The organism is Pseudomonas sp. S2_H10, assembly GCF_054668285.1.
In genome coordinates, this window is record NZ_CP162754.1 from 545,092 (window position 1) to 569,312 (window position 24,221).

23 protein-coding genes are annotated in these 24,221 nt (G+C 60.3%); 15 read left to right on the plus strand and 8 right to left on the minus strand.

Going from position 1 to position 24,221, the window contains the following annotated elements:
* Nucleotide 1: 1 nt before the first annotated feature.
* The 5 genes from AB4O16_RS02360 to AB4O16_RS02380 form a co-directional block, all read right to left on the minus strand.
* Complete coding sequence (locus AB4O16_RS02360; protein ID WP_007970583.1) at nucleotides 2-379, minus strand: response regulator; 378 nt, start codon at nucleotides 377-379, stop codon at nucleotides 2-4.
* A gap of 77 nt (nucleotides 380-456) precedes the next feature.
* On the minus strand, nucleotides 457-1,638 hold the full coding sequence (locus AB4O16_RS02365; RefSeq protein ID WP_460156887.1) for a hybrid sensor histidine kinase/response regulator: 1,182 nt from the start codon (nucleotides 1,636-1,638) through the stop codon (nucleotides 457-459).
* On the minus strand, nucleotides 1,632-2,225 hold the full coding sequence (locus AB4O16_RS02370; RefSeq protein ID WP_460156888.1) for a chemotaxis protein CheB: 594 nt from the start codon (nucleotides 2,223-2,225) through the stop codon (nucleotides 1,632-1,634). Before AB4O16_RS02370 ends, AB4O16_RS02365 begins: the two co-directional genes overlap by 7 nt.
* Nucleotides 2,222-3,055: a CheR family methyltransferase gene (locus AB4O16_RS02375; RefSeq protein WP_460156889.1), complete on the minus strand. Its 834-nt coding sequence runs from the start codon at nucleotides 3,053-3,055 to the stop codon at nucleotides 2,222-2,224. Before AB4O16_RS02375 ends, AB4O16_RS02370 begins: the two co-directional genes overlap by 4 nt.
* On the minus strand, nucleotides 3,055-6,540 hold the full coding sequence (locus tag AB4O16_RS02380) for a response regulator (RefSeq protein ID WP_460156890.1): 3,486 nt from the start codon (nucleotides 6,538-6,540) through the stop codon (nucleotides 3,055-3,057). The genes AB4O16_RS02375 and AB4O16_RS02380 overlap by 1 nt, the downstream gene beginning before the upstream one ends.
* 255 nt (nucleotides 6,541-6,795) lie before the next feature.
* Here AB4O16_RS02380 and AB4O16_RS02385 point away from each other — a divergent pair, with 255 nt between their 5' ends.
* The 13 genes from AB4O16_RS02385 (at nucleotide 6,796) to AB4O16_RS02445 (ending at nucleotide 20,392) form a co-directional block, all read left to right on the plus strand.
* Nucleotides 6,796-7,158 (plus strand): response regulator, encoded by a 363-nt coding sequence (locus AB4O16_RS02385; protein ID WP_460156891.1) that lies wholly within the window; start codon nucleotides 6,796-6,798, stop codon nucleotides 7,156-7,158.
* A 74-nt stretch (nucleotides 7,159-7,232) separates the two neighbouring features.
* Nucleotides 7,233-8,531 (plus strand): glycosyltransferase, encoded by a 1,299-nt coding sequence (locus AB4O16_RS02390; RefSeq protein ID WP_160385529.1) that lies wholly within the window; start codon nucleotides 7,233-7,235, stop codon nucleotides 8,529-8,531.
* 105 nt (nucleotides 8,532-8,636) lie between these two features.
* Nucleotides 8,637-9,530 (plus strand): PI-PLC domain-containing protein, encoded by an 894-nt coding sequence (locus AB4O16_RS02395; protein WP_460156892.1) that lies wholly within the window; start codon nucleotides 8,637-8,639, stop codon nucleotides 9,528-9,530.
* Nucleotides 9,531-9,591: 61 nt separating this feature from the next.
* Entirely contained in the window at nucleotides 9,592-10,497 is a 906-nt protein-coding gene (locus tag AB4O16_RS02400) for an AraC family transcriptional regulator (protein ID WP_160385527.1), read from the plus strand.
* A gap of 347 nt (nucleotides 10,498-10,844) precedes the next feature.
* Nucleotides 10,845-12,155, plus strand: a complete 1,311-nt coding sequence (locus AB4O16_RS02405; protein WP_460156893.1) for an ABC transporter substrate-binding protein — start codon at nucleotides 10,845-10,847, stop codon at nucleotides 12,153-12,155.
* Nucleotides 12,156-12,322: 167 nt separating this feature from the next.
* Entirely contained in the window at nucleotides 12,323-13,249 is a 927-nt protein-coding gene (locus tag AB4O16_RS02410; RefSeq protein WP_460156894.1) for a carbohydrate ABC transporter permease, read from the plus strand.
* An 8-nt stretch (nucleotides 13,250-13,257) separates the two neighbouring features.
* Nucleotides 13,258-14,088 (plus strand): carbohydrate ABC transporter permease, encoded by an 831-nt coding sequence (locus tag AB4O16_RS02415; protein ID WP_460156895.1) that lies wholly within the window; start codon nucleotides 13,258-13,260, stop codon nucleotides 14,086-14,088.
* A gap of 132 nt (nucleotides 14,089-14,220) precedes the next feature.
* On the plus strand, nucleotides 14,221-15,324 hold the full coding sequence (locus tag AB4O16_RS02420; RefSeq protein WP_460156896.1) for an ABC transporter ATP-binding protein: 1,104 nt from the start codon (nucleotides 14,221-14,223) through the stop codon (nucleotides 15,322-15,324).
* A gap of 16 nt (nucleotides 15,325-15,340) precedes the next feature.
* Nucleotides 15,341-16,813, plus strand: coding sequence for a mannitol dehydrogenase family protein (locus tag AB4O16_RS02425; RefSeq protein WP_460156897.1), 1,473 nt, complete (start codon nucleotides 15,341-15,343; stop codon nucleotides 16,811-16,813).
* Nucleotides 16,814-16,963: 150 nt separating this feature from the next.
* Nucleotides 16,964-18,469 (plus strand): xylulokinase, encoded by a 1,506-nt coding sequence (xylB, locus tag AB4O16_RS02430; protein ID WP_460156898.1) that lies wholly within the window; start codon nucleotides 16,964-16,966, stop codon nucleotides 18,467-18,469.
* 6 nt (nucleotides 18,470-18,475) lie between these two features.
* The gene (locus AB4O16_RS02435; RefSeq protein ID WP_460156899.1) at nucleotides 18,476-19,420 is read left to right on the plus strand and encodes a carbohydrate kinase family protein; all 945 of its coding nucleotides are present in this window, start codon (nucleotides 18,476-18,478) and stop codon (nucleotides 19,418-19,420) included.
* A gap of 218 nt (nucleotides 19,421-19,638) precedes the next feature.
* A complete protein-coding gene (locus tag AB4O16_RS02440) occupies nucleotides 19,639-19,905 on the plus strand; it encodes a DUF2790 domain-containing protein (RefSeq protein WP_160385519.1) in 267 nt (88 codons plus the stop codon).
* 91 nt (nucleotides 19,906-19,996) lie between these two features.
* Nucleotides 19,997-20,392 (plus strand): hypothetical protein, encoded by a 396-nt coding sequence (locus AB4O16_RS02445; protein WP_460156900.1) that lies wholly within the window; start codon nucleotides 19,997-19,999, stop codon nucleotides 20,390-20,392.
* On the opposite strand, the gene AB4O16_RS02450 is transcribed toward AB4O16_RS02445, so the two are convergent.
* Nucleotides 20,389-20,655 carry a DUF1652 domain-containing protein gene (locus AB4O16_RS02450; protein WP_160385517.1) on the minus strand — a complete coding sequence of 89 codons (267 nt, stop codon included), beginning with the start codon at nucleotides 20,653-20,655 and terminating at the stop codon, nucleotides 20,389-20,391. The two genes, AB4O16_RS02445 and AB4O16_RS02450, sit on opposite strands and share 4 nt — an antisense overlap.
* A gap of 275 nt (nucleotides 20,656-20,930) precedes the next feature.
* Here AB4O16_RS02450 and eco point away from each other — a divergent pair, with 275 nt between their 5' ends.
* Nucleotides 20,931-21,413, plus strand: coding sequence for a serine protease inhibitor ecotin (gene eco, locus AB4O16_RS02455; RefSeq protein ID WP_160385516.1), 483 nt, complete (start codon nucleotides 20,931-20,933; stop codon nucleotides 21,411-21,413).
* A 28-nt stretch (nucleotides 21,414-21,441) separates the two neighbouring features.
* On the opposite strand, the gene ilvA is transcribed toward eco, so the two are convergent.
* Nucleotides 21,442-22,455: a threonine ammonia-lyase, biosynthetic gene (gene ilvA, locus AB4O16_RS02460; protein WP_460156901.1), complete on the minus strand. Its 1,014-nt coding sequence runs from the start codon at nucleotides 22,453-22,455 to the stop codon at nucleotides 21,442-21,444.
* Nucleotides 22,456-22,702: 247 nt separating this feature from the next.
* On the opposite strand from ilvA, the gene AB4O16_RS02465 reads away from it, so the two are divergent.
* Nucleotides 22,703-23,038, plus strand: a complete 336-nt coding sequence (locus tag AB4O16_RS02465; RefSeq protein WP_460156902.1) for a DUF2834 domain-containing protein — start codon at nucleotides 22,703-22,705, stop codon at nucleotides 23,036-23,038.
* A gap of 7 nt (nucleotides 23,039-23,045) precedes the next feature.
* On the opposite strand, the gene AB4O16_RS02470 is transcribed toward AB4O16_RS02465, so the two are convergent.
* A complete protein-coding gene (locus tag AB4O16_RS02470) occupies nucleotides 23,046-24,197 on the minus strand; it encodes a PQQ-dependent sugar dehydrogenase (protein ID WP_460156903.1) in 1,152 nt (383 codons plus the stop codon).
* Between the last annotated feature and the right edge of the window lie 24 nt (nucleotides 24,198-24,221).

Genomic DNA, 24,221 nt, shown 5'->3' on the forward strand with positions numbered 1-24,221 from the left:
CTTACGAAAGCATGTCCTGCATCAGTTCCTGCAACTTGTCCAGATCGAACGGCTTGTCCAGGATCGGCGCCTTGCGCGTGATCGGGCTGTCGGTCTCGCGGATTTCCTGGGCGTAGCCACTGATGAAAATCACCTTGAGTTCCGGTCGCAGCTTCACGGCGGGTTCGGCGATCTGCACGCCGGAGATTCCGCCGGGCAGGCGGAAGTCGGTGATCATCATGTCCAGGTGCGGTTTACTGGCCAGGATTTCGAAAGCCTGTTCGCCGTTTTCAGCCTGCAATACGCGGTAACCCTCGCCCGACAGGTAAGCGGACAGCACCATCAGAATCGAGGGATCGTCCTCGACAACGAGTACTACATCTTGTGCATCTTCGCTCATGGGAAGCCTTTGTTCGGTCAATTGCTGCTGATACGACCGTGGGGTCGGTCAGAGGTTGCGTTTATCTGGCTGTTTTCCTACTGCGGCAGACAAACGCGAAACAAGGCGCCTTCGCCAATCCTGCTCTGGACCGTAATAGTACCGCCATGGGCGGCCACAATCTGTTCTGAAATGAACAATCCCAGGCCCAGCCCGGCGACGGCGTGCCTGGCCGACACGCGTTCGAACTGCTGAAATATGCGCTTCTGGTTTTCTTCGCCGATACCGATCCCCTGGTCCTGTACGTCCACCAACGCCTGGCCCCCTTCACTGTATACCTTCACCGAGATCGGGCTCTTGGCCCCGTAGCGCAAGGCGTTGGTCAGCAGGTTGGAAATCACCTGTTCAATACGAAATTCATCCCAGTTTCCGATCACCGGCTGCTCGGCATCCAGTGTGACAGAAGTCTCGGCAGCCTCGATCTGCTGGGAAAAGTTGTGCAACAGGTCGCGAACCAGCGTCGAAAGATCGAAACATGAAGGGCGGATCGACAACTTGCCGGTGCGAATGCGTGAAACATCGAGCATGTCTTCGATCAGGCGAATGAGGCTTTTGATCTGCCGTTCGTCACGGTCGACCATGGCGTGCATCTTGTCGAGGGTGAAGGCGGCGGCGTTGTCCCGCGCCAGGTGCATCTTGCGCAGCTGGGTTTCGAGGATCAGGCCGTTGAGCGGCGTGCGCACTTCGTGGGCGACGATGGACATGAAGTCATCGCGCATGCGCACCGCCTGCTCCAGTTCCAGCTGGGTATTCTGCAGTTGCTTGAGCAGGGTCTCCTGTTCGCGGCGACTTTGCTCGAGGGCCACAACCTGCTCCTTCATCGCCTTGCTCTGGCGATACAGGTCGACGAACACATTGACCTTGCTCTTGACCGCGTGCATGTCCAGCGGTTTGTGCAGGAAGTCCACGGCGCCGCTTTCATAGCCCTTGAACGCGTAGTTCATCTCACGCCCGGCGGCGCTGACGAACACGATCGGGATGTTGCGGGTTTTTTCCGTGCCACGCATCAATTCCGCCAGCTCGAAGCCGTTCATGCCGGGCATCTGCACATCGAGGATGGCCATGGCGAACTCGTGTTGCAACAGCAGTGACAGGGCTTCGTCGGCGGACAGAGCCTTGTACACAACCCGGTCTTCACGCTTGATCAGCGCTTCGAGCGCCAGCAGATTCTCCGGCAGATCATCAACGATCAGCAGTTTGGCCTGGATATTACTTAGCATGCGATTCGTTCCAGCTCGACAAGCAAACGGCCGATGCCGTGTACAGGAAGTATGTGGTCCGGCTGATGCAAATCAAGCGCAGCCTGGGGCATGGTGGCGACCTGAGCCTCCTCCGGGTCCTGCACGATGGTGATGCCACCGTGCTGTTTGACCTGGGCCAGCCCGCGCGCGCCATCGCGGTTGGCGCCGGTGAGCAATACCGCAACGAGCCTGGCGCCGTATACATCGGCGGCGGATTCGAACAGGTAATCGATGGCGGGTCGCGAATGATGCACTCGAGGCTCCAGGCTCAGGGAAAAGCTGCGGTCCTGCTCCACCGACAGGTGATAACCGGGCGCGGCGAAATACAGCGTGCCGGCCTCGACCGGGGTCTTGTCGCACACCTCAAGCACCGGCAGGGCAACCCGCCGGGAAAATACATCCGCCAGTTGGCTGCGGCGCTCGTCCGGCATGTGCAGCACGACGATGATCGGCAGTGCGAAGCCCTCGCGTAGCGGCCCGAGGAGGTTCAACAGCGCCTCGACGCCACCGGCGGAGGCACCGATCACGATTGCTTCAATAGCTGGCAGCTTCGTTGCACTGTTCATGTTTTTCGATAAATCCGTTCTTGTTTGACCAGCGGCTCGAACTGATCGCCAAAGGCCGAGAAATCCGGGGTTTCCTTGCTGCCCAACACCAGGAAACCGCGATGGCAGAGGGACTCGTGAAACAGTCCGAACGCTCGATCCTGAAGTTTTTTATTAAAGTAAATCAGCACGTTACGACATGAAATTAATTGAGTTTCCGAGAACACACTGTCCGTCGCCAGGCTGTGATCGGCGAAGGTCACGTTCTCGCGCAGTGTCTTGTCGAAAATCGCGAACCCATAGGCCGCCGTATAGTAGTCGGCGAACGAACACTGGCCACCGGCCTGCTGGTAATTAGCAGTGTAGGCGCGGACGTTCTCCATCGAGAAAATCCCTTGCTTGGCTTTTTCCAGGGAGCGCGGATTGATATCGGTGGCATAAATGATCGTGCGGTCGAGCAGGCCCTCTTCACGCAGCAGAATGGCCATCGAATACACCTCTTCACCGGTGCTGCATCCGGCGATCCAGATCTTGATCGAGGGGTAGGTTCGCAGCAGCGGCACCACTTCCTTGCGGATGGCGAGGAAGTGCGAGGGATCGCGAAACATCTCGCTGACCGGAATGGTCAGCAATTGCAGCAATTGCATGAACGCGGCCGGATCGTGCAGGACCTTTTCCTGCAAGGCCGAGATGGTGTTGCACTCGAATTGACTCAACGCATGGTTGACCCGGCGCTTGATCGACGCGCCGGAGTAGTCGCGAAAATCGTAGCTGTATTTGAGGTAGATCGCCTCGATCAACAACCGCAGTTCGATTTCGCTGTTTCGCTCCACTGAAAAATTGCGCTCCACTAGATTCGTTCCATCTTCGGCAGCCACACTCGAATCAGCGAAAACAGGCGATCGAGGTCGATGGGCTTGGCCAGGTAATCGTTGGCGCCGGCTTGCAGGCAGCGCTCCTGATCGTCCTTCATGGCCTTGGCGGTCACCGCGATGATCGGCAATTTGCGCCAGCGCGGGTCCTTGCGGATTTCCACGGTGGCTTCAAAGCCGTCCATCTCCGGCATCATCACGTCCATCAACACCAGATCGATGTCCTCCACTTCATTCAATCGTTCAATCGCTTCTCGGCCATTGCGACCAATGACCACGACTGCGCCCTTTTGCTCCAGCGCGCTGGTGAGGGCGAAGATGTTGCGCACATCGTCGTCCACCAGCAGCACCTTGCGGCCTTCGAAGACTCGGTCGCGGCTGCGGGCAACCTTGAGCATCCTCTGCCGGTCATGGGACAACCGTGATTCGACTTTGTGCAGAAAAAGCGTCACCTCGTCCAGCAGGCGCTCCGGCGAGCGTGCGCCCTTGATGATGATCGAGCGCGAGTACTTGCGCAGTTCGGCCTCTTCATCCCGGGTCAGGTTGCGTCCGGTATAGACGATGACGGGCGGGAAGGAGCAGATGTCTTCGGTGGACATGCGCTTGAGCAAGTCGTTGCCGAGCATGTCGGGCAGCTTGAGGTCGATGATCATGCAATCGAAGACGGACGTGCGCAGCAGGTCCAGTGCTTCCTGGGCCAGGCCAACGGCAGTGATCTCTATGTCATCGTCGCCGATCAGGCGGGCAATGCTGTCGCGCTGCAAATCGTCGTCCTCGACCAGCAGCACGCGCTTGACCTTCTGGGTCAGCTTGGCCTCGAGGCGCGCAAACACGTCCTTGAGTTCTTCGCGGGTGGTGGGTTTGACCGCATAGCCAATGGCGCCCATGTGCATCGCCGCTTCGACCCGGTCTTCGACCGAAATCACATGCACCGGGATGTGCCGGGTTTCGGCGTGTTCCTTCAGGCGTTGCAGTACGGTCAGGCCGGAATGATCCGGCAGGCGCATGTCCAGCAGGATCGCATCGGGGATGAACGCCTTGGCCAGGTCGTAGCCTTCGTCGGCGCCATGGGCCACCAGGCACTGATAACCCAGTTCATGCGCAAGATCGTAGAGGATGTGCGCAAAGTTCGCCTCATCCTCCACCACCAGAATGCAGCGGCCGGTGAACGGCCCCTTGTTTCGATCATCGGCGAAACGCGCAATCTCGACGGCCGCCAACAACGGCGACAATGTGCTCGGCGATTCGCTTGGCGCCACCGGATCGATGCGCATCGGTTCGACAGGCTCTTCGCCAGGTTCCACATAGTGCTGTGGCAAGACCAGGGTAAACACACTGCCCTGCCCCGGCTTGCTGGTCACATTGATGGAGCCGCCGAGCAAGGCTGCCAGATCACGGGAGATCGACAAGCCCAGCCCCGTGCCGCCATAACGGCGGTTGGTGGTGCCATCGGCCTGACGGAACGCTTCAAAAATGCTTTCGTGCTGATCCACGGCAATGCCGATCCCGGAATCACCGACGCTGAACGCGATGCCGTTGTTCGGCGCCTTGGCGACAGACAGGCTGACACTGCCGCTTTCAGTGAATTTCACGGCGTTGGACAACAGGTTCTTGAGCACTTGCTCCAGGCGCTGGCGGTCGGTGAACAGCATCTGCGGCGCGCCGTCCTGCACCTCGAACCGGAAATCCAGTTGCTTGTCCGTGGCCAAGGGCTGGAACATCCCGCGCAGCGCCTCCACCAGACGCGTCACGCTGGTGTTCTCCGGGCGGATCTCCAGCTTGCCGGCCTCGACCTTGGAAATGTCCAGAATGTCATTGATCAGGTTGAGCAAGTCATTGCCGGCGCTATAGATCGATTCGGCGAACTTGACCTGCTCGGCACTGAGGTTTTCCTCCGGGTTTTCCGCCAGCAGCTTGGCCAGGATCAACGAGCTGTTGAGCGGCGTACGCAGTTCGTGGGACATGTTGGCAAGGAACTCGGACTTGTACTTGCTCGAACGCTGCAATTCTTCCGCGCGTTCTTCGAGCTGGACCTGCGCCTGGTTGAGTTCGGTATTCTTCAGGTCCATGGCGTCGCGTTGCTCGGCCAGGGCTTCGGCCTGCTCGGCGAGTTGTTCGTTGGTCTGTTCCAGTTCCACCTGCTGGGTTTCCAGGTGCGCCTGGGACTCCTTGAGCACCCGCGACTGTTCTTCGAGTTCTTCGTTGGCGGTTTTCAGTTCTTCCTGCTGAACCTGCAACTCTTCATTGAGTTGCTGGGTCTCGGCCAATACATCCTGCAAACGCTGGCGATAGCGCGCGGCTTCGATCGAAGTGCCGATGTTGCCGGCAATCAGCTCGAGCAATTCAATGTCACGGTCGCTCAACGGGCGCAGAAAGCCCAGTTCGATCACGCCATTGACCCGCTCGTCGTCACTGGTCGGCACCACCAGCACACTGCGCGGCAAACCGTCACCGAGGCCGGAGCTGACCTTGAAATAATCCTGCGGAACCTCGTCCAGGCGAATCAGCCGTGCCTGCTGTGCCACTTGGCCGACAATGCCTTCGTCGCTGTAGATCTGCTGCTCGAGCGCTTCCTGCTCGCGGGAAAATCCGTAGCTGGCGATGCGTTTGAGGCCACCATGGTCATCGCGAACATAAATAGCCGCCACGGCCGTGCCGAGGTACTGCGCGCAGAACTGCAGAATGTTGCGCCCCAGCAGGTTCAGGCTCAACTGCCCCAGCACCTGTTCCGCGAGCTCGGTCTGACCGTTGCGCAGCCAGGCCTGTTGTTCCAGGCGGTGGGCGCTGGCTTGTTGGGCCGCGAGATTGACGCTGTAGTTTTGCGAAAGATTGAGCAAATCGCGGCGCCCGACATAGGCCAGCAAGCCGCTGACGCCGGCGATGAGCAACAGATAGAGGCTGATGCTCAGGACCGTGGTGCGTCGCACCTCATCATTGCGCGATGTGCGCAGCTGCTGCTCGGTGTCGATCACCGCCTCGAACTGCTTGCGGATTTCATCGGTCAGGCGCTTGCCGCGCCCGGCCTTGACCGCGGAGCGATAATCACCGCTGCTGCGCTGCAAATCGATCATCGACTGCGCATAACTGGTCCACTCAAGCTGCAACGCCTGCAACCGCAGCAAGCGGTCGGTCTGCACCGGGTTATCGGCGGTCAGCTCGAGCAAGGTGTTGAGGGCCACGGCAATTCGTGGCTTGGCGGTTTCGTAGGGGTCGAGGAAATGTTCGTCGCCACTGAGCAGGAAACCGCGCATCCCGGTTTCCAGGTCCACGGTCAGCTTGACCGCTTCATTGGCGTTATTGATCACCCGGTCGGTGTGTTCCACCCACTGGATCGTCGACAGCAGATAGGTGATCAGGGAAATGAAGAACACCGCACTGATAAGCCCCAGACCCAATGGCAGGCTGATGTTGCGGCTCAGGAGTTTACGAAATCGTTGCTCATCAACCGAGGACGCGGAGGTCATGGGGCAGGCCTTGTCGAACTGTCAGGATGAAGGGAGTTTGCCCCAAAACTGGCACATTGATCCATTTTTCTGACATGTTTTCGCGCAAGGTCCTACATTCCTCTGCGCCGTGCAAAGCGTCAGGTTATTCTTGCCGTTCTGCGCCACATTGTTTTTTGCCGCGCTTTGGGAACTTGTCGGGATCCGCCACTTACTGATGCAAGAGGCCGGCGATTTCCAGCGACCGGCAATGCCAAACTTTTCAGGAATTCCACTATGTCATCCGCCAACGCCTCCACCATCCTCGTCGTCGAAGACGATACCATCGTGCGCATGCTGATCGTCGATGTGCTGGAGGAGCTGGAGTTCAAGGTACTGGAAGCCGATGGCAGCGAGCAGGCGCTGGAGATCCTCAAGGACTCGAACCAGCACATCGACCTGATGATGACCGATGTCGGCCTGCCGGTCATGGACGGCCGCGAACTGGCCAATGAAGCCCGTGTTTTGCGTCCAGACCTTCCGATCCTGTTCGCCAGTGGTTATGCCGAAAATATCGAAGTGCCTGAAGGCATGCACATGATCGGCAAACCGTTCTCCATTGATCAGTTGCGCGACAAGGTCAAAGACATTCTCAAGTGACCCCGGGCTGCGCTGTGGTTTAATGCGCGCCTTTTTCGTCCCTGCCCTGTCTTCGCTTCAAGGAAATCCCGTACATGATCGAGCCCCGCGCAACCAAAGTCCTGGTTATTGGTTACGTCTGGCCCGAGCCCCGCTCTTCCGCGGCCAGCGGTCATGTCATGCAGATTCTCGAGGTTTTCCTCGAACAAGGCTGGGACGTCACCTTCAGCAGCCCGGCAGGCTTCGGCGAGCAGCGCGCAGACCTGACGGCATTGGGCATTCGCGAAGTTCCCATCGAGCTGAACAACAGCAGTTTCGACGCATTCATCAGCGAACTGGCGCCGGACATCGTGCTGTTCGATCAATTCATGATGGAAGAGCAGTTCGGCTGGCGCGTCGAGAAGCACTGTCCCGATGCCTTGCGCGTGCTGGAAAGTTGCGACCTGCAAAGCCTCCGGCATGGCCGGCATCAGCGTCTCAAGGAGCGCTTGAAGGCCAGCGCTGACAACAATGACTTCAGCGACCTGTTCGCTCCCGCGTCGCGTGACGAATTCCAACACATGGCCGAAACCGATCTGGCGAAGCGCGAAATCGCTTCGTTTTATCGTTGTGATTTGACGCTGATGGTTTCCGAAGTGGAAATCGAATTGCTGGTCGAGCAGTTCAGGATCCCGCGCAACTTGCTGCACTGGTGCCCATTGATGGTCGAACTTCCGGCCACTGCGCCAACAGAGTACGAAGACCGGGCACACTTTCTTCATATCGGCAACTTTCGCCACGCGCCCAACTGGGATGCGGTGCTCTGGTTGAAAACCGCTATCTGGCCGCTGATTCGCGAGCAATTGCCCAGTGCTCAATTGCATATCTATGGTGCCTATACACCTCCCAAGGCAACCGCCCTGCATAACCCCGCACAAGGTTTTCATGTGATGAACTGGGCCGAGGACGCCCTGCAGGTCATGTCGTCGACGCGGGTCTGCATGGCGCCCCTGCGTTTTGGCGCGGGGATCAAAGGCAAGATCGTCGATGCGATGCTTTGTGGCACACCGAATGTGACCACACCCGTCGGTGCGGAGGCGATGCATGGCGAAGAGGCGTGGCCCGGTGCGGTGACCCGTTCGGCACAGGAGTTCGCCGATCATGCCGTGCGACTCCACAACGACAAGTCGCACTGGCTGCTCGCCCAGGCGCATGGGCAGGCCCTGCTTGCCAGCCGATACCGCAAATCCGTTCATGGCCCGGTCTTGATCCAGCGGCTGGTCGAGTGCCAACGGGATCTGGCCCACATAAGACGAGACAACTTCACCGGCAGCATGCTGCGTCATCATCAGCACAAGAGCACTCAATACATGGCGCAATGGATCGAGGCGAAGAACCGCCTGGATCAGGCGTAACCCGCCCTCTTTGTGCAATACATAGTTACCGCCTTTGCCGCGCCCGACCGGCTAACCTGAGCGCTTCTCACCCCACGGACGGGGTGACTCGCACAAGGAATGGTCATGACCGGCAATACGCGTGGTTTGCTCGACAAGCAAACCTGGATGAGCACCACCCTCGACATCAATAACCTGAAACTCACCGATATTGTCTGGCCTGGCGTGCATAACGCCGGCATGGACAAGAAGTCGCGCAACGATGATGGCGTGATCGGCAATTGGACCATCTGTCAGAACGACACCTTCGCGTGGCAACTGGCCAATGGCGCCCGCGCCTTTGATATCCGCCTGGGCTACAAGGCCGACTCGGCTGGATCCGGGTTCTACTTTCACCACAACGGCTTTCGCTCGCAGCGCGTCCTGGACGATCTGGTCGATGCGTTGCTGCTGTTCCTGGATCGAAATCCGGACGAATTCATCGTGCTGGACTTCCATCAACTGGGCGATGGCACCAAACCTTTCGATCATAGAAGGCTCAATGACTGGCTAGTTCGGCAACTGGGGCAGCGGGCCGTCCTGCCTGGGGACGGTTTCAGAACGGTCGGAGAACTGAAAAGTGCGAGCCGGCACCGCCGCGTGATCATCGCTGCACCTGCCCTGTCGGACCTGGATGGCCAGTACTTCTGGCCGCGCATCCCGCACAAGTGGCTTGACGACACGTTTTCCGCCCCCGCCGAGTTGCAACGCTACATCGCGCAAACCCTGGAAGCGGTGCCCTATGAGACATCATTCCTCTGGTCACTGTCCGCGACCACCTACTCGTTGCTCGGCGGACCCGCGAACATCAAACGGCAGATCAACGACTGGTTCAACACCACGGCAGGTTGGGTCACGCGCTGCTGCATCATTAACACCGATTTTTTCGATGAGTCGGAAATCGTCCGATATTGCTGGAGCGCCACCAGCATGAAAGCGGTGTACGGCCCAGCCTTGCACGATCAGGTACACCGCCGGTAGTAGCGTTATCCCGCCGGCAGGAGGCATTATCCGGGCGGGATAACAACACAAGCGCCCTGACATGACCCGCACCGCCAGAGTCACCGATCCTTCCTATGAGTTGATGGACGACCACAACGGCTTGTCCATCATCTACCGCCAGCATGGTTTTCCCTGCCCGCTGGTGCGCTGGCATTTCCACAAGGAATACGAACTGCACCTGATCGTCGCCAGTTCCGGCAAGGTGTTCATCGGCGATTACATCGGCAACTTCTACCCGCAAACCCTGTTCCTGACCGGCCCCAACCTGCCCCACAACTGGATCAGCCAGGTCGCCGAGGACGAAGTGGTGCCCAAGCGCGACATGCTGGTCAACTTCACCGACGAGTTGTTCGACAGCGGCTATCAGGTGTTCGCCGAACTCAAGAGCCTGGCGCCGTTGCTGGAGCGCGCGCAGTACGGCATCGAGTTCCGCTGCAAGCACACCATCGCCCAGGCCATGCAATTGATGCAGCGCATTGCCGATACCGCCGGCATCACCCGGCTCGGGCACTTTTTCATCTTGCTTGAATTGCTCGCGGCCACCGATGACTACCAATTGCTCTCTGGCGCGACGACCCCCCAATTGGCCGACGAGAACAACATCGATCGCACCAACCGCGCGGTGGATTACATCTTCGCCCATTACGCCCGGGAGTTGCCGCTCGAAGAGGTCGCCGAACACCTGGGCATGAAGCCCACCTACTTCAGCCGCGTATTCAAGCAGGCCACCGGGCGCAACTTCATCGAATTCGTCAATCGACTGCGCATCAGCAAGTCTTGCGAGTTGCTGGCCGACGGCGACAAGCCGGTCACTGACGTGTGCTTCGAGTCGGGCTTCAACAATATTTCCAACTTCAACCGGCGCTTCCAGCAGCTCAAGGGCATGACGCCTTCGCATTACCGGCGCCTGGTGGTGCAGCGTCTGACCGAGCAAAACCTGGGTTGAAGACACACCTCAAATCTCTGTGGGAGCGGGCTTGCCCGCGATAGCGGACTCCCATCCAACATTGTGGGTGACTGATACACCGCCATCGCGGGCAAGCCCGCTCCCACAGGTATAGCGATAACCCCTGAAACCTATACGTATTCAATACCACCTTCTCGCTGAAAAGCCCTTCCTTGCGTCAACCCCCCAAAAGTTCAGTGCAAAAAAGTATCGAAACAAGTGCGATGGATGATTTGTCTCGCCTTCGATTGAAGGATGTAATCAGCGCACATTCTTCCCGCCCCAGGAAGACACAAAAACAATAACTGTCCTTCTGTAACCCACCGGGTGCAGAAAAGGAGTGCACGATGCGACCTTCGGTAAAAGCCCTGCTTGCCCTCACCTGCATGACCCTCAGCAGCGTCAGCGTTGGCGCCCAGACCCTGACCATCGCCACCGTCAACAACAGCGACATGATCCGCATGCAAAAGCTCTCGAAAACCTTCGAGGCCGAGCATCCGGACATCAAGCTCAATTGGGTGGTGCTTGAAGAAAACGTCCTGCGCCAGCGCCTAACCACCGACATCGCCACCCAGGGCGGGCAGTTCGATGTACTGACCATCGGCATGTACGAAGCCGCACTCTGGGGCGCCAAGGGCTGGCTGGAGCCGATGAAGGATCTGCCGGCCAGCTATGCCCTCGACGACGTGTTCCCGTCGGTGCGTGAGGGCCTGTCGGTGAAGGGTTCGTTGTATGCCCTGCCGTTCTACGCCGAAAGCTCGATCACCTATTACCGCACCGACCTGTTCAAGGACGCCGGCCTGACCATGCCCGAGCGCCCGACCTGGACGCAGATCAGCGAATTCGCCGGCAAACTCACCAACAAGGACAAGGAGCAGTACGGCATCTGCCTGCGCGGCAAGGCCGGCTGGGGCGAGAACATGGCGCTGGTCAGCACCGTCGCCAACGCTTTTGGCGCGCGCTGGTTCGATGAAAAGTGGCAGCCGGAATTCAACGGTCCCGAGTGGAAAAATGCGCTGGATTTCTACGTCGACACCATGAAGAAATCCGGCCCCCCGGGGGCGTCGAGCAACGGTTTCAACGAAAACCTGGCGCTGTTCAACAGCGGCAAATGCGCGATCTGGGTCGATGCCAGCGTCGCCGGTTCGTTCGTTACCGACAAGACCCAGAGCAAGGTCGCCGATCATGTCGGTTTCACCTATGCGCCCCATCAGGTCACCGACAAGGGCTCGGCCTGGTTGTACTCCTGGGCGCTGGCCATTCCGACCAGCTCCAAGGCCAAGGACGCGGCGAAAACCTTCAGTGCCTGGGCCACCTCCAAGGAATACGGGGCACTGGTCGCAGAAAAGGACGGCATCGCCAACGTGCCGCCGGGCACCCGTGCCTCGACCTACAGCGAGGCGTACCTGAGCGCGGCGCCGTTCGCCAAAGTGACACTGGAATCGCTCAAGGCCGCGGACCCGAGCCAGCCAGGAGCGAGGCCGGTGCCGTACATCGGTATTCAACTGGTGACCATTCCCGAGTTCCAGGGCATTGGCACCCAGGTCGGCAAAGCGTTTTCCGCGGCGCTGATCGGCCAGACCACCGTCGACCAGGCGTTGGCGGCGGCCCAGCAAACCACTGAACGCGAAATGAAGCGCGCGGGTTATCCCAAGTAACCCAGACCCCTGTAGGAGCCGGCTTGCCGGCGATGAGGCAGTCACATTCAACATGGATGTTGGCTGCTCAATCGCCATCGCGGGCAAGCCCGCTCCCACAGGGACCGCGTCGATACCGGGATTGATTTCTGTCCTGAACATGTATCTGTACCCATCGGTTTAACGCCATGAATACCTCAATTGCCAAAGCTCACGTGGAAACCCCTCAACCCCAGCGCAAAAGCCGCGTGGCCAACCCCGGCTGGTTCCTGGTCAGCCCTTCGGTAGCGCTGCTGCTGTTGTGGATGATCGTGCCGCTGGGCATGACCCTCTACTTCTCGATGATCCGCTACAACCTGCTCAATCCGGGTGAAAACGAATTTGTCGGGCTGGAGAACTTCTCTTATTTCCTGACGGACTCGGGCTTCCTGCCCGGCGCCACCAACACCCTGTTGCTGGTGGGCAGCGTGCTGCTGATCAGTGTGGTGTTCGGCGTGCTGATCAGTGCCTTGCTGGAGGCCAGTGAGTTTCTCGGTCGGGGACTCGTGCGGGTCATGCTGATCTCGCCGTTTTTCATCATGCCCACCGTCGGCGCGCTGATCTGGAAAAACCTGATTTTCCACCCGGTGTCGGGGATTCTCGCCTACGTCTGGAAGTTGTTCGGCGCGCAACCGGTGGACTGGCTGGCGCACTACCCGCTGCTGTCGATCATCATCATTGTCTCGTGGCAATGGCTGCCCTTCGCGATCCTGATCCTGATGACCGCCATGCAGTCCCTCGACCAGGAACAGAAAGAAGCCGCGCGCCTGGATGGTGCCGGGCCCATGGCGATTTTCTGGCACCTGACCCTGCCACACCTGGCGCGGCCGATTGCGGTGGTGGTGATGATCGAAACGATCTTCCTGCTCTCGGTGTTCGCCGAAATCTTCACCACCACCAACGGCGGCCCCGGCTACGCCTCGACCAACCTCGCCTACCTGATCTACAACCAGGCGCTGGTGCAGTTCGACGTCGGCATGGCCTCGGCGGGCGGCTTGATCGCCGTGGTCATCGCCAACATCGCGGCGATCATTCTGGTGCGAATGATCGGCAAAAACCTGACCGACAAAGCCTGAGGCCTGCCATGACTCTTCAACAATCCCGTCGTTTGCAAAGCCTGCTGCTCGGCACGCTGGCCTGGGCCATCGCGATCGTGATTTTCTTCCCGATCCTGTGGATGCTGCTGACCAGCTTCAAGACCGAAATCGATGCCTTCGCCACGCCACCACAGTTCGTTTTCATGCCGACGCTGGAGAACTACCTGCACATCAACGAACGCAGCGATTACTTCAGTTTCGCCTGGAACTCGGTGGTGATTTCCTTCAGTGCCACGGCCCTGTGCCTGCTGATCGCGATACCGGCGGCCTACTCCATGGCGTTCTACGAAACCCAGCGCACCAAAGGCACGCTGCTGTGGATGCTCTCGACCAAGATGCTGCCGCCGGTGGGTGTGCTGATGCCGGTCTACCTGCTGGCCAAGAGCTTCGGCCTGCTCGACACGCGGATCGCGCTGATCGTGATCTACACGCTGATCAACCTGCCGATCGTGGTCTGGATGATTTACACCTACTTCAAGGACATCCCCGGGGACATCCTCGAAGCCGCGCGCCTGGACGGCGCCACACTGACGCAGGAAATGCTGCGGGTGTTGCTGCCGATCGCCAAGGGCGGCCTGGCGTCCACGGTGCTGCTGTCGCTGATCCTGTGCTGGAACGAGGCGTTCTGGTCGCTGAACCTGACCTCGTCGAAAGCCGCCCCGCTGACCGCGTTGATCGCTTCGTACTCAAGCCCTGAAGGGCTGTTCTGGGCCAAGTTGTCGGCGGTCTCGACCCTGGCCTGCGCGCCGATCCTGATCTTTGGCTGGATCAGCCAGAAACAGCTGGTGCGCGGCCTGTCGTTCGGCGCCGTGAAATGAAGATCCCTGTAGGAGCGAGCTTGCTCGCGATGGACGTGAACGATAACGCGTGCAGACAGGAAGAACGCTCCGCCTACAAATTTATCGCGAGCAAGCTCGCTCCTACAGAAAAACAAGCGGAGGCCCACCACCATGGCCAACCTGAAAATCAAGAATCTGCAAAAAGGCTTCGAAGGTTTCTCCATCATCAAGGGCATCGACCTTGAAGTGAACGACAAGGAGTTCGTGGTCTTCGTCGGCCCGTCGGGCTGCGGAAAATCCACGCTGCTGCGGCTGATCGCCGGGCTGGAAGAGGTCAGCGGCGGCACCATCGAGCTCGATGGCCGCGACATCACCGAAGTGAGCCCGGCCAAGCGCGACCTGGCGATGGTGTTCCAGACCTACGCCCTGTACCCGCACATGAGCGTGCGCAAGAACATGTCGTTTGCCCTCGACCTTGCGGGCGTGGCAAAAGCCGAGGTTGAGAAAAAAGTCAGTGAAGCCGCGCGTATCCTCGAACTGGGGCCGATGCTGGAACGCAAGCCCAAGCAACTCTCCGGCGGCCAGCGCCAGCGCGTGGCGATTGGTCGGGCCATCGTGCGCAACCCGAAGATCTTCCTGTTCGACGAACCGCTGTCCAACCTCGATGCCGCCCTGCGGGTGCAGATGCGCCTGGAACTGTTGCGTCTGCACAAAGACCTGCAGGCGACCATGATCTACGTGACCCACGACCAGGTCGAAGCCATGACCATGGCCGACAAAGTGGTGGTGCTCAACGGCGGCAGGATCGAGCAAGTCGGCTCGCCGCTGGATCTCTATCACCAGCCGGCCAACCTGTTCGTCGCCGGTTTCCTCGGCACACCGAAAATGGGCCTGCTCAAGGGCAAGGTCAGCCGTGTAGACGGCCAGGGCTGTGAAGTGCAGCTGGATGCCGGCACCCGCATCACCCTGCCGCTGAGCGGTGCCAGCCTGAACGTCGGCGGCGCGGTGACACTGGGCATCCGCCCGGAACACCTGGAGCTGGCCAAACCCGGCGACTGCACCTTGCAGGTCACCGCCGATGTCAGCGAACGCCTGGGCAGCGATACCTTTTGCCACGTTCGGACGACCTCCGGTGAAGCACTGACCCTGCGCGTGCGCGGCGATCTGGCCAGCCGCTACGGCGAAACCCTGAGCCTGCACCTGGACGCGCAACACTGCCATTTGTTCGATGCCGACGGCGTGGCGCTGAGCCGCCCGCTGCGCGTTGCTGCCTGATTTGCGAGAGCCTGCGATGAAACTCAACCAGCACAACCTCAACCGCCTCGCCCCTGAAGTGGTCCTGCCCGCCTATGCGCTGGGCGATACCCGCCAGGGCATCGCGCACATCGGCGTCGGCGGCTTCCATCGCGCCCACCAGGCGTTTTACACCGATGCGCTGATGAACACCGGAGAAGGCCTGGACTGGGCCATCTGTGGCGTCGGCCTGCGCGCCGAGGACCGGCGTGCCCGAGACGACCTCAAGGATCAGGACTACCTGTTCACGCTGTTCGAACTCGGCGACAGCGACGACACCGAAGTACGAGTGATCGGCGCCGTGCGCGACATGCTGCTGGCAGAAGACGGCGCCCAGGCGTTGATCGACAAACTGGCCAGCCCCGAGATCCGCATCGTCTCACTGACCATCACCGAAGGCGGTTACTGCATCGACGACAGCAGCGGTGAATTCATGGCGCACCTGCCGCCGATCCAGCATGACCTGGCGCACCCGGACGACCCGAAAACAGTGTTCGGTTTTCTCTGTGCCGCGCTGGCCAAACGTCGCGCCGCCGGCACAGCGGCCTTCACCCTGATGTCCTGCGATAACCTGCCGCACAATGGCGCCGTCACCCGCAAGGCCCTGCTGGCCTTCGCCGCCTTGCACGACAGCGGACTGCGCGACTGGATCGCCGCCAACGTCAGTTTTCCCAACGCCATGGTCGACCGCATCACGCCAATGACCAGCACCCGGCATCGCCTGCAACTGGCGGACAAGCATGGTGTGGACGATGCCTGGCCGGTGGTCTGCGAGCCCTTCGTGCAATGGGTGCTGGAGGACAAATTCGTCAATGGCCGCCCGGCCTGGGAAAAGGTCGGCGTGCAGTTCACCGACGACGTCACGCCCTATGAAGAAATGAAGATCAAGCTGCTCAACGGCAGCCATCTGGCGCTGACTTACCTGGGATTCCTCAAGGGTTACCGGTTCGTCCACGAAACCATGAACGACCCGCTGTTCGTGCGCTACATGCGCGCCTACATGGACCTGGACGTGACCCCGCAACTGTCTGCGGTGCCGGGCATTGACCTGACCGAGTACAAGAACACCCTGGTGGCGCGTTTTTCCAACCAGGCGATTGCCGATCAGCTGGAACGGGTGTGTTCGGACGGTTCGTCGAAGTTTCCGAAATTCACCGTGCCGACCATCAACCGCTTGATCGCCGATGGCCGCGAGACCCGGCGCGCGGCGTTGGTGGTGGCGGCGTGGGCCTTGTACCTGAAGGGCGTGGATGAAAATGGCGATACGTACAGCATCCCCGATCCGCGCGCCGCGTTCTGCCAGGCGCTGGTGGCCGATGATGCGCTGATCACCCGGCGCTTGCTGGCGGTCGAGGAGATTTTTGGTACGGCGATACCCCGCTCGGCGGCGTTTGTCGCGGCGTTCGAGTGGTGCTGCAACAGTTTGCGTGAGGTGGGGGTGTCGCGGACTATGGAGCGGGTGTTGACCTGAGTCCTGGAGTGATACTGCAGCCGCCATCGCGGGCAAGCCCGCTCCCACAGGGGTTTTGTGTCCGCTGAAGACTCCTGTGGGGGCTTGCCCGCGATGGCGGCCTGACAGACACCAGGGATACTCAATCCAGACGTGTATCAAGGATCCTGCATGACAACCCGACAACTCTTCCTCGGCATCGACTGCGGCACCCAGGGCACCAAAGCCATCATCCTCGATGCGGCCAGCGGTGAAGTGCTCGGCCAGGGTGCGGCCACCCATACCCTGATCAGCGGCGCCCATGGCCGCCGCGAGCAGGACACCGCCCAGTGGCTCGAAGCCTTCGCCAGCGCCACTCGTCGTGCGTTGCTCTCGGCCGGGGTCGATGGCCAGTCGATACTCGGCATTGGCGTCTCCGGCCAGCAGCATGGCCTGGTGCTGCTTGACGATCAGGGCAAGGTGCTGCGCCCGGCCAAGCTCTGGTGCGACACCGAATCCACCGAGGAAAATGACCGCCTGCTGGCCCACCTGGGCGGCGAAAAGGCTTCGCTGGAGCGCCTCGGCGTGGTCATCGCGCCGGGCTACACCTTGTCCAAGCTGTTGTGGACCAAAGAACAGCATCCCGAAGTGTTCTCGCGGATCGCCCACATTTTGCTGCCCCACGACTATCTCAACCACTGGCTCACCGGGCGCAGTTGCAGCGAATACGGCGATGCCTCGGGCACCGGCTATTTCAATGTGCGTACGCGCCAGTGGGATGTGCAACTGTTGCGCGACATCGACCCGAGCGGACGCCTGCAAGCCGCGCTACCGGAGCTGATCGAGGCTCATCAGGCAGTCGGCACGATTCTGCCGGGCATTGCCGCACAACTGGGCATCAACCCACGGGCACGGGTGTCCAGTGGCGGCGGCGACAACATGATGGGGGCCATCGGCACCGGCAACATCCAGCCCGGAGCCATCACCATGAGCCTCGGCTCGTCAGGCACGGTGTACGCCTATGCCGACCGGCCGAACGTCGCCGCAGATGCCGCCGTTGCCACGTTCTGCTCTTCCACCGGCGGCTGGCTGCCGTTGATCTGCACCATGAACCTGACCAATGCCACCGGACTGGTTCGCGACCTGCTGGACCTCGACATCGAACAGTTCAACACGCTCGTGGCCAACGCGCCGATCGGCGCTGAAGGTGTGTGCATGCTGCCCTTCTTCAACGGCGAGCGGGTGCCCGCCCTGCCCCATGCCAGCGGCAGTCTGTCGGGCCTGACCATGACCAACCTGACCCGGGCCAACCTGTGCCGCGCAGTGGTGGAAGGTACGACGTTCGGTTTGCGTTACGGACTGGACCTGCTACGCCACAATGGCTTACAAAGCCGCAGCATTTGCCTGATCGGCGGCGGTTCGAAAAGTGCGGTGTGGCGACAGATCGTCGCCGACACCATGAATACTCCGGTGATCTGCACCGAACAAAGCGAGGCTGCGGCCCTGGGTGCGGCGATTCAGGCGGCCTGGTGCGTGTCCTCCGCAAACGGGCACGCAGACAGTCTGGCGACTTTGTGCGAGCGCTGCGTGAAACTCGACCCGGCCAGCGAAACCCTGCCGGACGCCGACAATGTACAAGCCTGTCAGCAGGCGTATGAACGCTATCAACAGCATCTCGCAAGCCTATTTGAAGAGTGAACGACTATGTACCTGGTGTGTGGCGAAGCGCTGTTCGATTTTTTCAGTGAAAACGACGCCGGTGGCCTGGCGTCCAAAGTGAATTTCAAAGCCGTCGCCGGTGGCTCGCCGTTCAACGTGGCGGTGGGCTTGCGCCGGTTGGGCGTGGACGCGGCGCTGTTGGCCGGATTGTCCACCGACTATCTCGGACGGCGCCTGTTGCAGGTGCTGCAGGATGAAGGCGTGCGCGAGGACTTCCTGCTCGAATTCGCCGCGCCGACCACCCTGGCGATGGTCGCGGTCGGGGCCAACGGCTCGCCGCAGTACAGCTTCCGCGGCGAAGGCTGCGCAGACCGGCAATTGCAACCGCAACACCTGCCGACACTCGGCCCCGAGGTGCGCGGCCTGCATGTCGGCTCGTTTTCCCTGGTGGTGCAGCCGATCGCCGACACGCTATTGGCATTGGTGCGCCGGGAAAGCGGCAAGCGCCTGATCAGCCTCGATCCGAACGTGCGCCTGAACCCGCAGCCGGACATTGACCTGTGGCGTGAACGGATCGCGACGCTGTCAAAGCTGGCCGACCTGATCAAGGTCAGCGACGAGGACCTGCATCTGTTGTACCCGGGGCAGGATCCGGCGCAGGTGATCGAAGGCTGGTTACAGCATCGCTGTCAGCTGGTGTTCCTGACGCGCGGCGGCGAAGGCGCGAGCGTGTTCAGCCGGGTTCACGGCTCGTGGTCGACGCCAGCCTGTGCGGTAACCATCGTCGACACCGTAGGCGCTGGCGATACCTTTCAGGCAGCGTTGATTGCCTGGCTGACCGAGCAGCAGCTGGATTCGGTGGAAGGTGTGAAGCAACTGGGTCGCGAACAGATCGACCGCATGCTCAAGTTCGCGGTGCAGGCGGCGGCGTTGACGTGCGGCAAGACCGGCCCGGATTTGCCTTATCGGCGGCAGTTGGCGTTGCACTGACTGCTCGCGATGACTTTCCATCAGGCGCCCGATGGTCTTAACTGATACCCGTGACCGCGCATTCGCGACAGACGGCGCTCAGCCGGGTTAACCCTCGCTTAACCGTGCGGTCCAACACTTCACTGGACCGCACGCCCTCAGACTGTTCTGACGCCCAGTGCGGCAGGTTCGACAAGCCACACATCGAACTGACTATCCGTCCGCACCGGAGATCGCTGATGAACACTCGTACCCTGCTGGTTACCGCCGCCCTCGCCTGCACCGCATTTGCAGGCCTGGCTCAGGCCAATGACACCACCACCTCCCAGGCCGTGCCTTATCACTACGGAATGCCGTTGCATGTCAGCAAAGTGATTTCACTGACCGAGCCCGACACTCTGGAGTGCAAAGTGGTCAAGGCCGACATGAAGTACATCGACGACACGGGAAAACCCGCAGAAATCACCTACCGTAAACTTTCCGACGCCTGCGAGAACCAGGGCTGAGCGAAACGTCTGATTTGCTTGCTGGCGGTATGCCTTTGAGGGTTACGGCGCTATGCTCTGGCGCCTCCCTCACTGCCCGCAAGGATTCGCCATGCAGTTGCCGTTTCGCACGCTGTCGACATTTACCGCCGCTTTATGTCTTTTGCTGAGTCTGGTCTGGGGCCTTGCACCCCAGTGGTTACTGACACTCTGGGATATGGAGTTCTCATTCGCGGCGGGATTGATCGCACGACGCACCGCTGTGCTGTTTGCAGCGTTGAGCGTGATATTTTTTCTGGTTCGCCATGAACCGCCATCAGCTACCCGAAATGCATTGAGCCATGGCTTCGTGGTCGGCTGCTGGGGGCTGGCGGCGCTGGGTTTCGGCGAATGGCTCAATGGCCATGCCGGACCGGGCATTTTGCTGGCTGTCGGGGTTGAACTGGCGCTGGGCCTGGCGTTTTTCCAGGCCCGGCGCGTGTCTGTCGAGCAAAAAGGCGCTGGCTAGAGCGCCTTGCCCAGCATCGAGTGCGGTTCGACCTCTACGTGTTGCTGCCTGGAACGCAGTTGGGCAATCAACTCGTTTATTTCCCGACAACCATTAAGCCCGGAGGCATCGATGCCGGTCACCAACAGATCGAGGTGATCGGTCTGCCCGTCGGCATAGACCTTGACGGTCATCGACAGATCCGGCGACAGCGTGCACTGGCACCGTTTGGGTAGAAAACTGCTTTCGATGATGTTGCGAATTTCCAGGGCAGAAAGAAACATGGCGACCCTCTCCTTTGTGAGACTGCCAATGATGGGCAATGCTCGCTCATGTGAAATCGCGGCGAGCTTCAAGGACAGCTACAGCATAAAACATGCCCTGGATTTCGCTGTGCAGCTCATCGGTAAATCAAGGGTTTAGGTAAATCATCTGTAAACCCTGTGTTGCAGTTTGCAATAAACGTCCCGCGTGATCCTGCAATTTGCACGCTCGGCGGTTTGCATTCACTGCACACGACGGTGAAAATGCCGCCCTTCACTTCAAGCAAGGAGGCAACATGAACTCATTGACCATCAAGTCCAGCGCAACGCTGCTCGCACTGGGGCTGGCTGGCGTGGCCCACGCCGCCAAACTCGAAGACACCGCTCCCTATCCGAAAGCCGAAAGCGGGTTTACCCGCCAGGTGATTCACCTCGCGCCACAGGCTCGGGAAGACGACTTCCAGGTCGAGATCCTGGCCGGCAAAACGATGACCGCAGACTGTAATCGCCCCCGTCTGGGCGGCATTCTCGAGGAGAAGAACCTCGAGGGTTGGGGCTACCCCTTCTATCGCCTGGAAAAAGTCATCGGCCCGATGAGCACGCTGATGGCTTGCCCGCCCGGCACAAGCAAACAGGATTTTGTCCCGGTGGTCGGTGACGGTTTCCTGCTGCGTTACAACAGCAAGCTGCCGCTCGTGCTGTACGTGCCCAAGGACATCGAAGTGCGCTACCGCATCTGGTCGGCGTCGAACAAGGTCGAGAAAGCCGTTCAGGAATAACCCGGCATCCCTCGCCACGGGACAAGCGTCAAGCCGGGGCGCCACTCAACGCGGCGCGCTCGGCCACATGCCCCAGGCTGTCGAAATTGATATTGGCTCCCGAATCGATGGCGATCAGGGTCTGACCACGAGCCCCGCTGCGAGCCACATGTTTCTTGATGCCGGCCACCGCCAGCGCGCCGGAAGGTTCGGTGATCGAGCGGGTATCGTCGTAGATGTTCTTGATCGCGGCGCAAAGCTCATCGTTGCTGACCGTCAGCACCTCATCGACGCAAAACCGGCAAACCTCGAAGCCATAAGCGCCGATCTGCGCCACCGCCACGCCGTCGGCGAAGGTGCCAACGCTGGGCAGTACCACCCGTTCGCTGGCTTGCATCGCCGCTTGCAGACACGCGGAATGTTCCGACTCGACACCAATGATGCGCACCTGCGGTTGCAAGTATTTGACGTAGGCGGCGATACCCGCGATCAGCCCCCCGCCTCCCACCGGCACGAAGATCGCGTCCAGCGGACCTTGGTGCTGGCGCAGGATTTCCATGGCTACCGTGCCTTGGCCCGCGATCACCTCCGGATCGTCGAAGGGCGAAACAAAGGTGCGACCGGTCTCCCGGGCCAGGTCCAGTGCATAGGCCAGTGCAAACGGAAAGCTCTCGCCGTACAGCACCGCATCGGCACCGCGACTGCGCACCCCGACGACCTTCAATTGCGGTGTCGTGCAGGGCATGACGATGGTGGCATCGATCCCCAACTCCCGCGCCGCCAGGGCCACGCCCTGGGCATGATTACCGGCAGAGGCCGTTACCACGCCGCGAGCCTTTTGCGCGTCGCTCAGTTGCACCAGCTTGTTGTAGGCGCCGCGGATCTTGAAGGAGAAGGTCGGCTGCAAGTCTTCGCGCTTGAGCAGGACCTGATTGCCCAAGGCTTCAGACAGGGCCGGCGCCGCTTGCAACGGCGTGCGCACCGCCAGTTCGTACACCGGCGCGGCAAGGATCTTTTTTACGTAGCGTCCCAGCAGGGCTTGCTGATCGGTGGTAAAGCTCATGGTCGTCTCCTGACATTGATCGAAGCCCGGAAGACAGAAAATGAAAACCCGCCTCTAGGGCGGGTTGGGTGCTGCAGTCGTGAGCTAGCCCGCCAAATGAGGAATGGCGGTAATAATGCTTGGCTGGCAACGCGATACAGTAAAAGTCATGGCTCGAACTTAGCCGGACGCTGATGGCAAGTCAATGGCAAATTTGTGGTCGTCACTGTAGGCTGCCGGTTCCAGTCATTGCCCAAGGAAGGAACACATGAAGGCCATCGCCCTGCCCCTTATCGCCCTGATCGCGTTTGCCGGATACACCGTTTCGGTAATGCTCCAGGCCGAGCAATCGCTGATCGATTTCGGCATCAGCCTGATGTCACGACCCGATACTGCACAGGTTGTGATTGATCTTTACCTGCTGGCGACGCTGGCGGGCATCTGGATGTACCGCGATGCCAGAAAGCGTGGGCAATCGGCGTTTTCGGTGGTGCCCTATCTCCTGATTACCGCCGTGTTTGTGTCGATGGGGCCATTGATGTATCTGGTGGTACGCGGGATTCAGGATCGCAAGAGATTCGCCGGCGCCACTCGGCAGAACTGACCCGGGCCTATTTCAACCCGACCCTGTACAACCCGCCGTTCTCCTCATCGGTCAACACATACAGATAACCATCGGGCCCTTGGCGCACATCGCGAATGCGCTTTTTGAAATCGCCGAGCAAGCGCTCCTCGTGCACCACCTTGTCGCCATCGAACTCCAGGCGAATCAGTTCCTCGCTGACCAACGCACCGATGAACACATTGCGCTGCCAGGCCTTGAATCGATCGGCATCGTAGAACGCCATGCCACTCAGGCCCGGGGACTTTTCCCAGACATGGTTCGGGGCAACGGTGCCTTCGGCGGTATCTCCCCGGGCTTCGGGGATCGGTTGACCGGAGTAGTTGATGCCATGGGTCGCCAGCGGCCAGCCGTAGTTCTTGCCGCGTTCGATGATGTTGATTTCATCGCCGCCCAGGGGGCCGTGTTCGTTTTCCCACAGCGTGCCGTTCCACGGGTTGAGCGCCGCGCCTTGCGGATTACGCTGCCCGTAGGACCAGATTTCCGGGCGCACGTTGGCCTGGCCGACAAAGGGATTGTCCTTGGGCACCGTGCCGTCCGGGTAGATCCGCACCACTTTGCCTTGCAGCTTGTCGAGGTCCTGGGCGGTCGGGCGGTCATTGTTTTCGCCCAGGGTCACGAACAGATAGCCGTCGCGATCGAACACCAGGCGCGAGCCGAAATGGTTGCCGACCGAGAGTTTCGGTTCCTGGCGCAGGATCACCCGGAAATCCTTGAGCGCCGTCATGTCGTCGGAGAGCCGGCCGCGGCCCACCGCCGTGCCCGCCTTGTTATCCTCGCCGCCACCTTCGGCATAGGACAGATAGACCATGCGGTCCTGCTTGAAATCCGGCGACAACGCGACGTCCAGCAAACCACCCTGCCCCTTGGCCCAGACCGCGGGCACGCCATTGAGCGGTGCCGACAACTTGCCGTCGGCGCTGACCAGCCGCAGGTTGCCGGGCCGTTCGGTCACCAGCATGTTTTTACCATCCGGCAGGAACGCCAGTGCCCAGGGATGCTCCAGCCCGGTCACGACCGGGGTCACCTCAAGGGTGCCTTCTTCGCTTTTCATCGTCTGGCTGGACGCGGCAAGCGCAGGAACAGTGGCGCTGATCAATGCGCCGGCACAGAGGGTTGCCAATAAGTGTTTGCGCAACATGCAGGATTCCTTTTCTGATGATCT

Coding starts and splice junctions, on each gene's coding strand:
- AB4O16_RS02360 (WP_007970583.1), bottom strand. CDS start 379: ATGAGCGAAGATGCACAAGATGTAGTACTCGTTGTCGAGGACGATCCC.
- AB4O16_RS02365 (WP_460156887.1), bottom strand. CDS start 1,638: ATGCTAAGTAATATCCAGGCCAAACTGCTGATCGTTGATGATCTGCCG.
- AB4O16_RS02370 (WP_460156888.1), bottom strand. CDS start 2,225: ATGAACAGTGCAACGAAGCTGCCAGCTATTGAAGCAATCGTGATCGGT.
- AB4O16_RS02380 (WP_460156890.1), bottom strand. CDS start 6,540: ATGACCTCCGCGTCCTCGGTTGATGAGCAACGATTTCGTAAACTCCTG.
- AB4O16_RS02385 (WP_460156891.1), top strand. CDS start 6,796: ATGTCATCCGCCAACGCCTCCACCATCCTCGTCGTCGAAGACGATACC.
- AB4O16_RS02390 (WP_160385529.1), top strand. CDS start 7,233: ATGATCGAGCCCCGCGCAACCAAAGTCCTGGTTATTGGTTACGTCTGG.
- AB4O16_RS02395 (WP_460156892.1), top strand. CDS start 8,637: ATGACCGGCAATACGCGTGGTTTGCTCGACAAGCAAACCTGGATGAGC.
- AB4O16_RS02400 (WP_160385527.1), top strand. CDS start 9,592: ATGACCCGCACCGCCAGAGTCACCGATCCTTCCTATGAGTTGATGGAC.
- AB4O16_RS02405 (WP_460156893.1), top strand. CDS start 10,845: ATGCGACCTTCGGTAAAAGCCCTGCTTGCCCTCACCTGCATGACCCTC.
- AB4O16_RS02410 (WP_460156894.1), top strand. CDS start 12,323: ATGAATACCTCAATTGCCAAAGCTCACGTGGAAACCCCTCAACCCCAG.
- AB4O16_RS02415 (WP_460156895.1), top strand. CDS start 13,258: ATGACTCTTCAACAATCCCGTCGTTTGCAAAGCCTGCTGCTCGGCACG.
- AB4O16_RS02420 (WP_460156896.1), top strand. CDS start 14,221: ATGGCCAACCTGAAAATCAAGAATCTGCAAAAAGGCTTCGAAGGTTTC.
- AB4O16_RS02425 (WP_460156897.1), top strand. CDS start 15,341: ATGAAACTCAACCAGCACAACCTCAACCGCCTCGCCCCTGAAGTGGTC.
- xylB (WP_460156898.1), top strand. CDS start 16,964: ATGACAACCCGACAACTCTTCCTCGGCATCGACTGCGGCACCCAGGGC.
- AB4O16_RS02435 (WP_460156899.1), top strand. CDS start 18,476: ATGTACCTGGTGTGTGGCGAAGCGCTGTTCGATTTTTTCAGTGAAAAC.
- AB4O16_RS02440 (WP_160385519.1), top strand. CDS start 19,639: ATGAACACTCGTACCCTGCTGGTTACCGCCGCCCTCGCCTGCACCGCA.
- AB4O16_RS02445 (WP_460156900.1), top strand. CDS start 19,997: ATGCAGTTGCCGTTTCGCACGCTGTCGACATTTACCGCCGCTTTATGT.
- AB4O16_RS02450 (WP_160385517.1), bottom strand. CDS start 20,655: ATGTTTCTTTCTGCCCTGGAAATTCGCAACATCATCGAAAGCAGTTTT.
- eco (WP_160385516.1), top strand. CDS start 20,931: ATGAACTCATTGACCATCAAGTCCAGCGCAACGCTGCTCGCACTGGGG.
- ilvA (WP_460156901.1), bottom strand. CDS start 22,455: ATGAGCTTTACCACCGATCAGCAAGCCCTGCTGGGACGCTACGTAAAA.
- AB4O16_RS02465 (WP_460156902.1), top strand. CDS start 22,703: ATGAAGGCCATCGCCCTGCCCCTTATCGCCCTGATCGCGTTTGCCGGA.
- AB4O16_RS02470 (WP_460156903.1), bottom strand. CDS start 24,197: ATGTTGCGCAAACACTTATTGGCAACCCTCTGTGCCGGCGCATTGATC.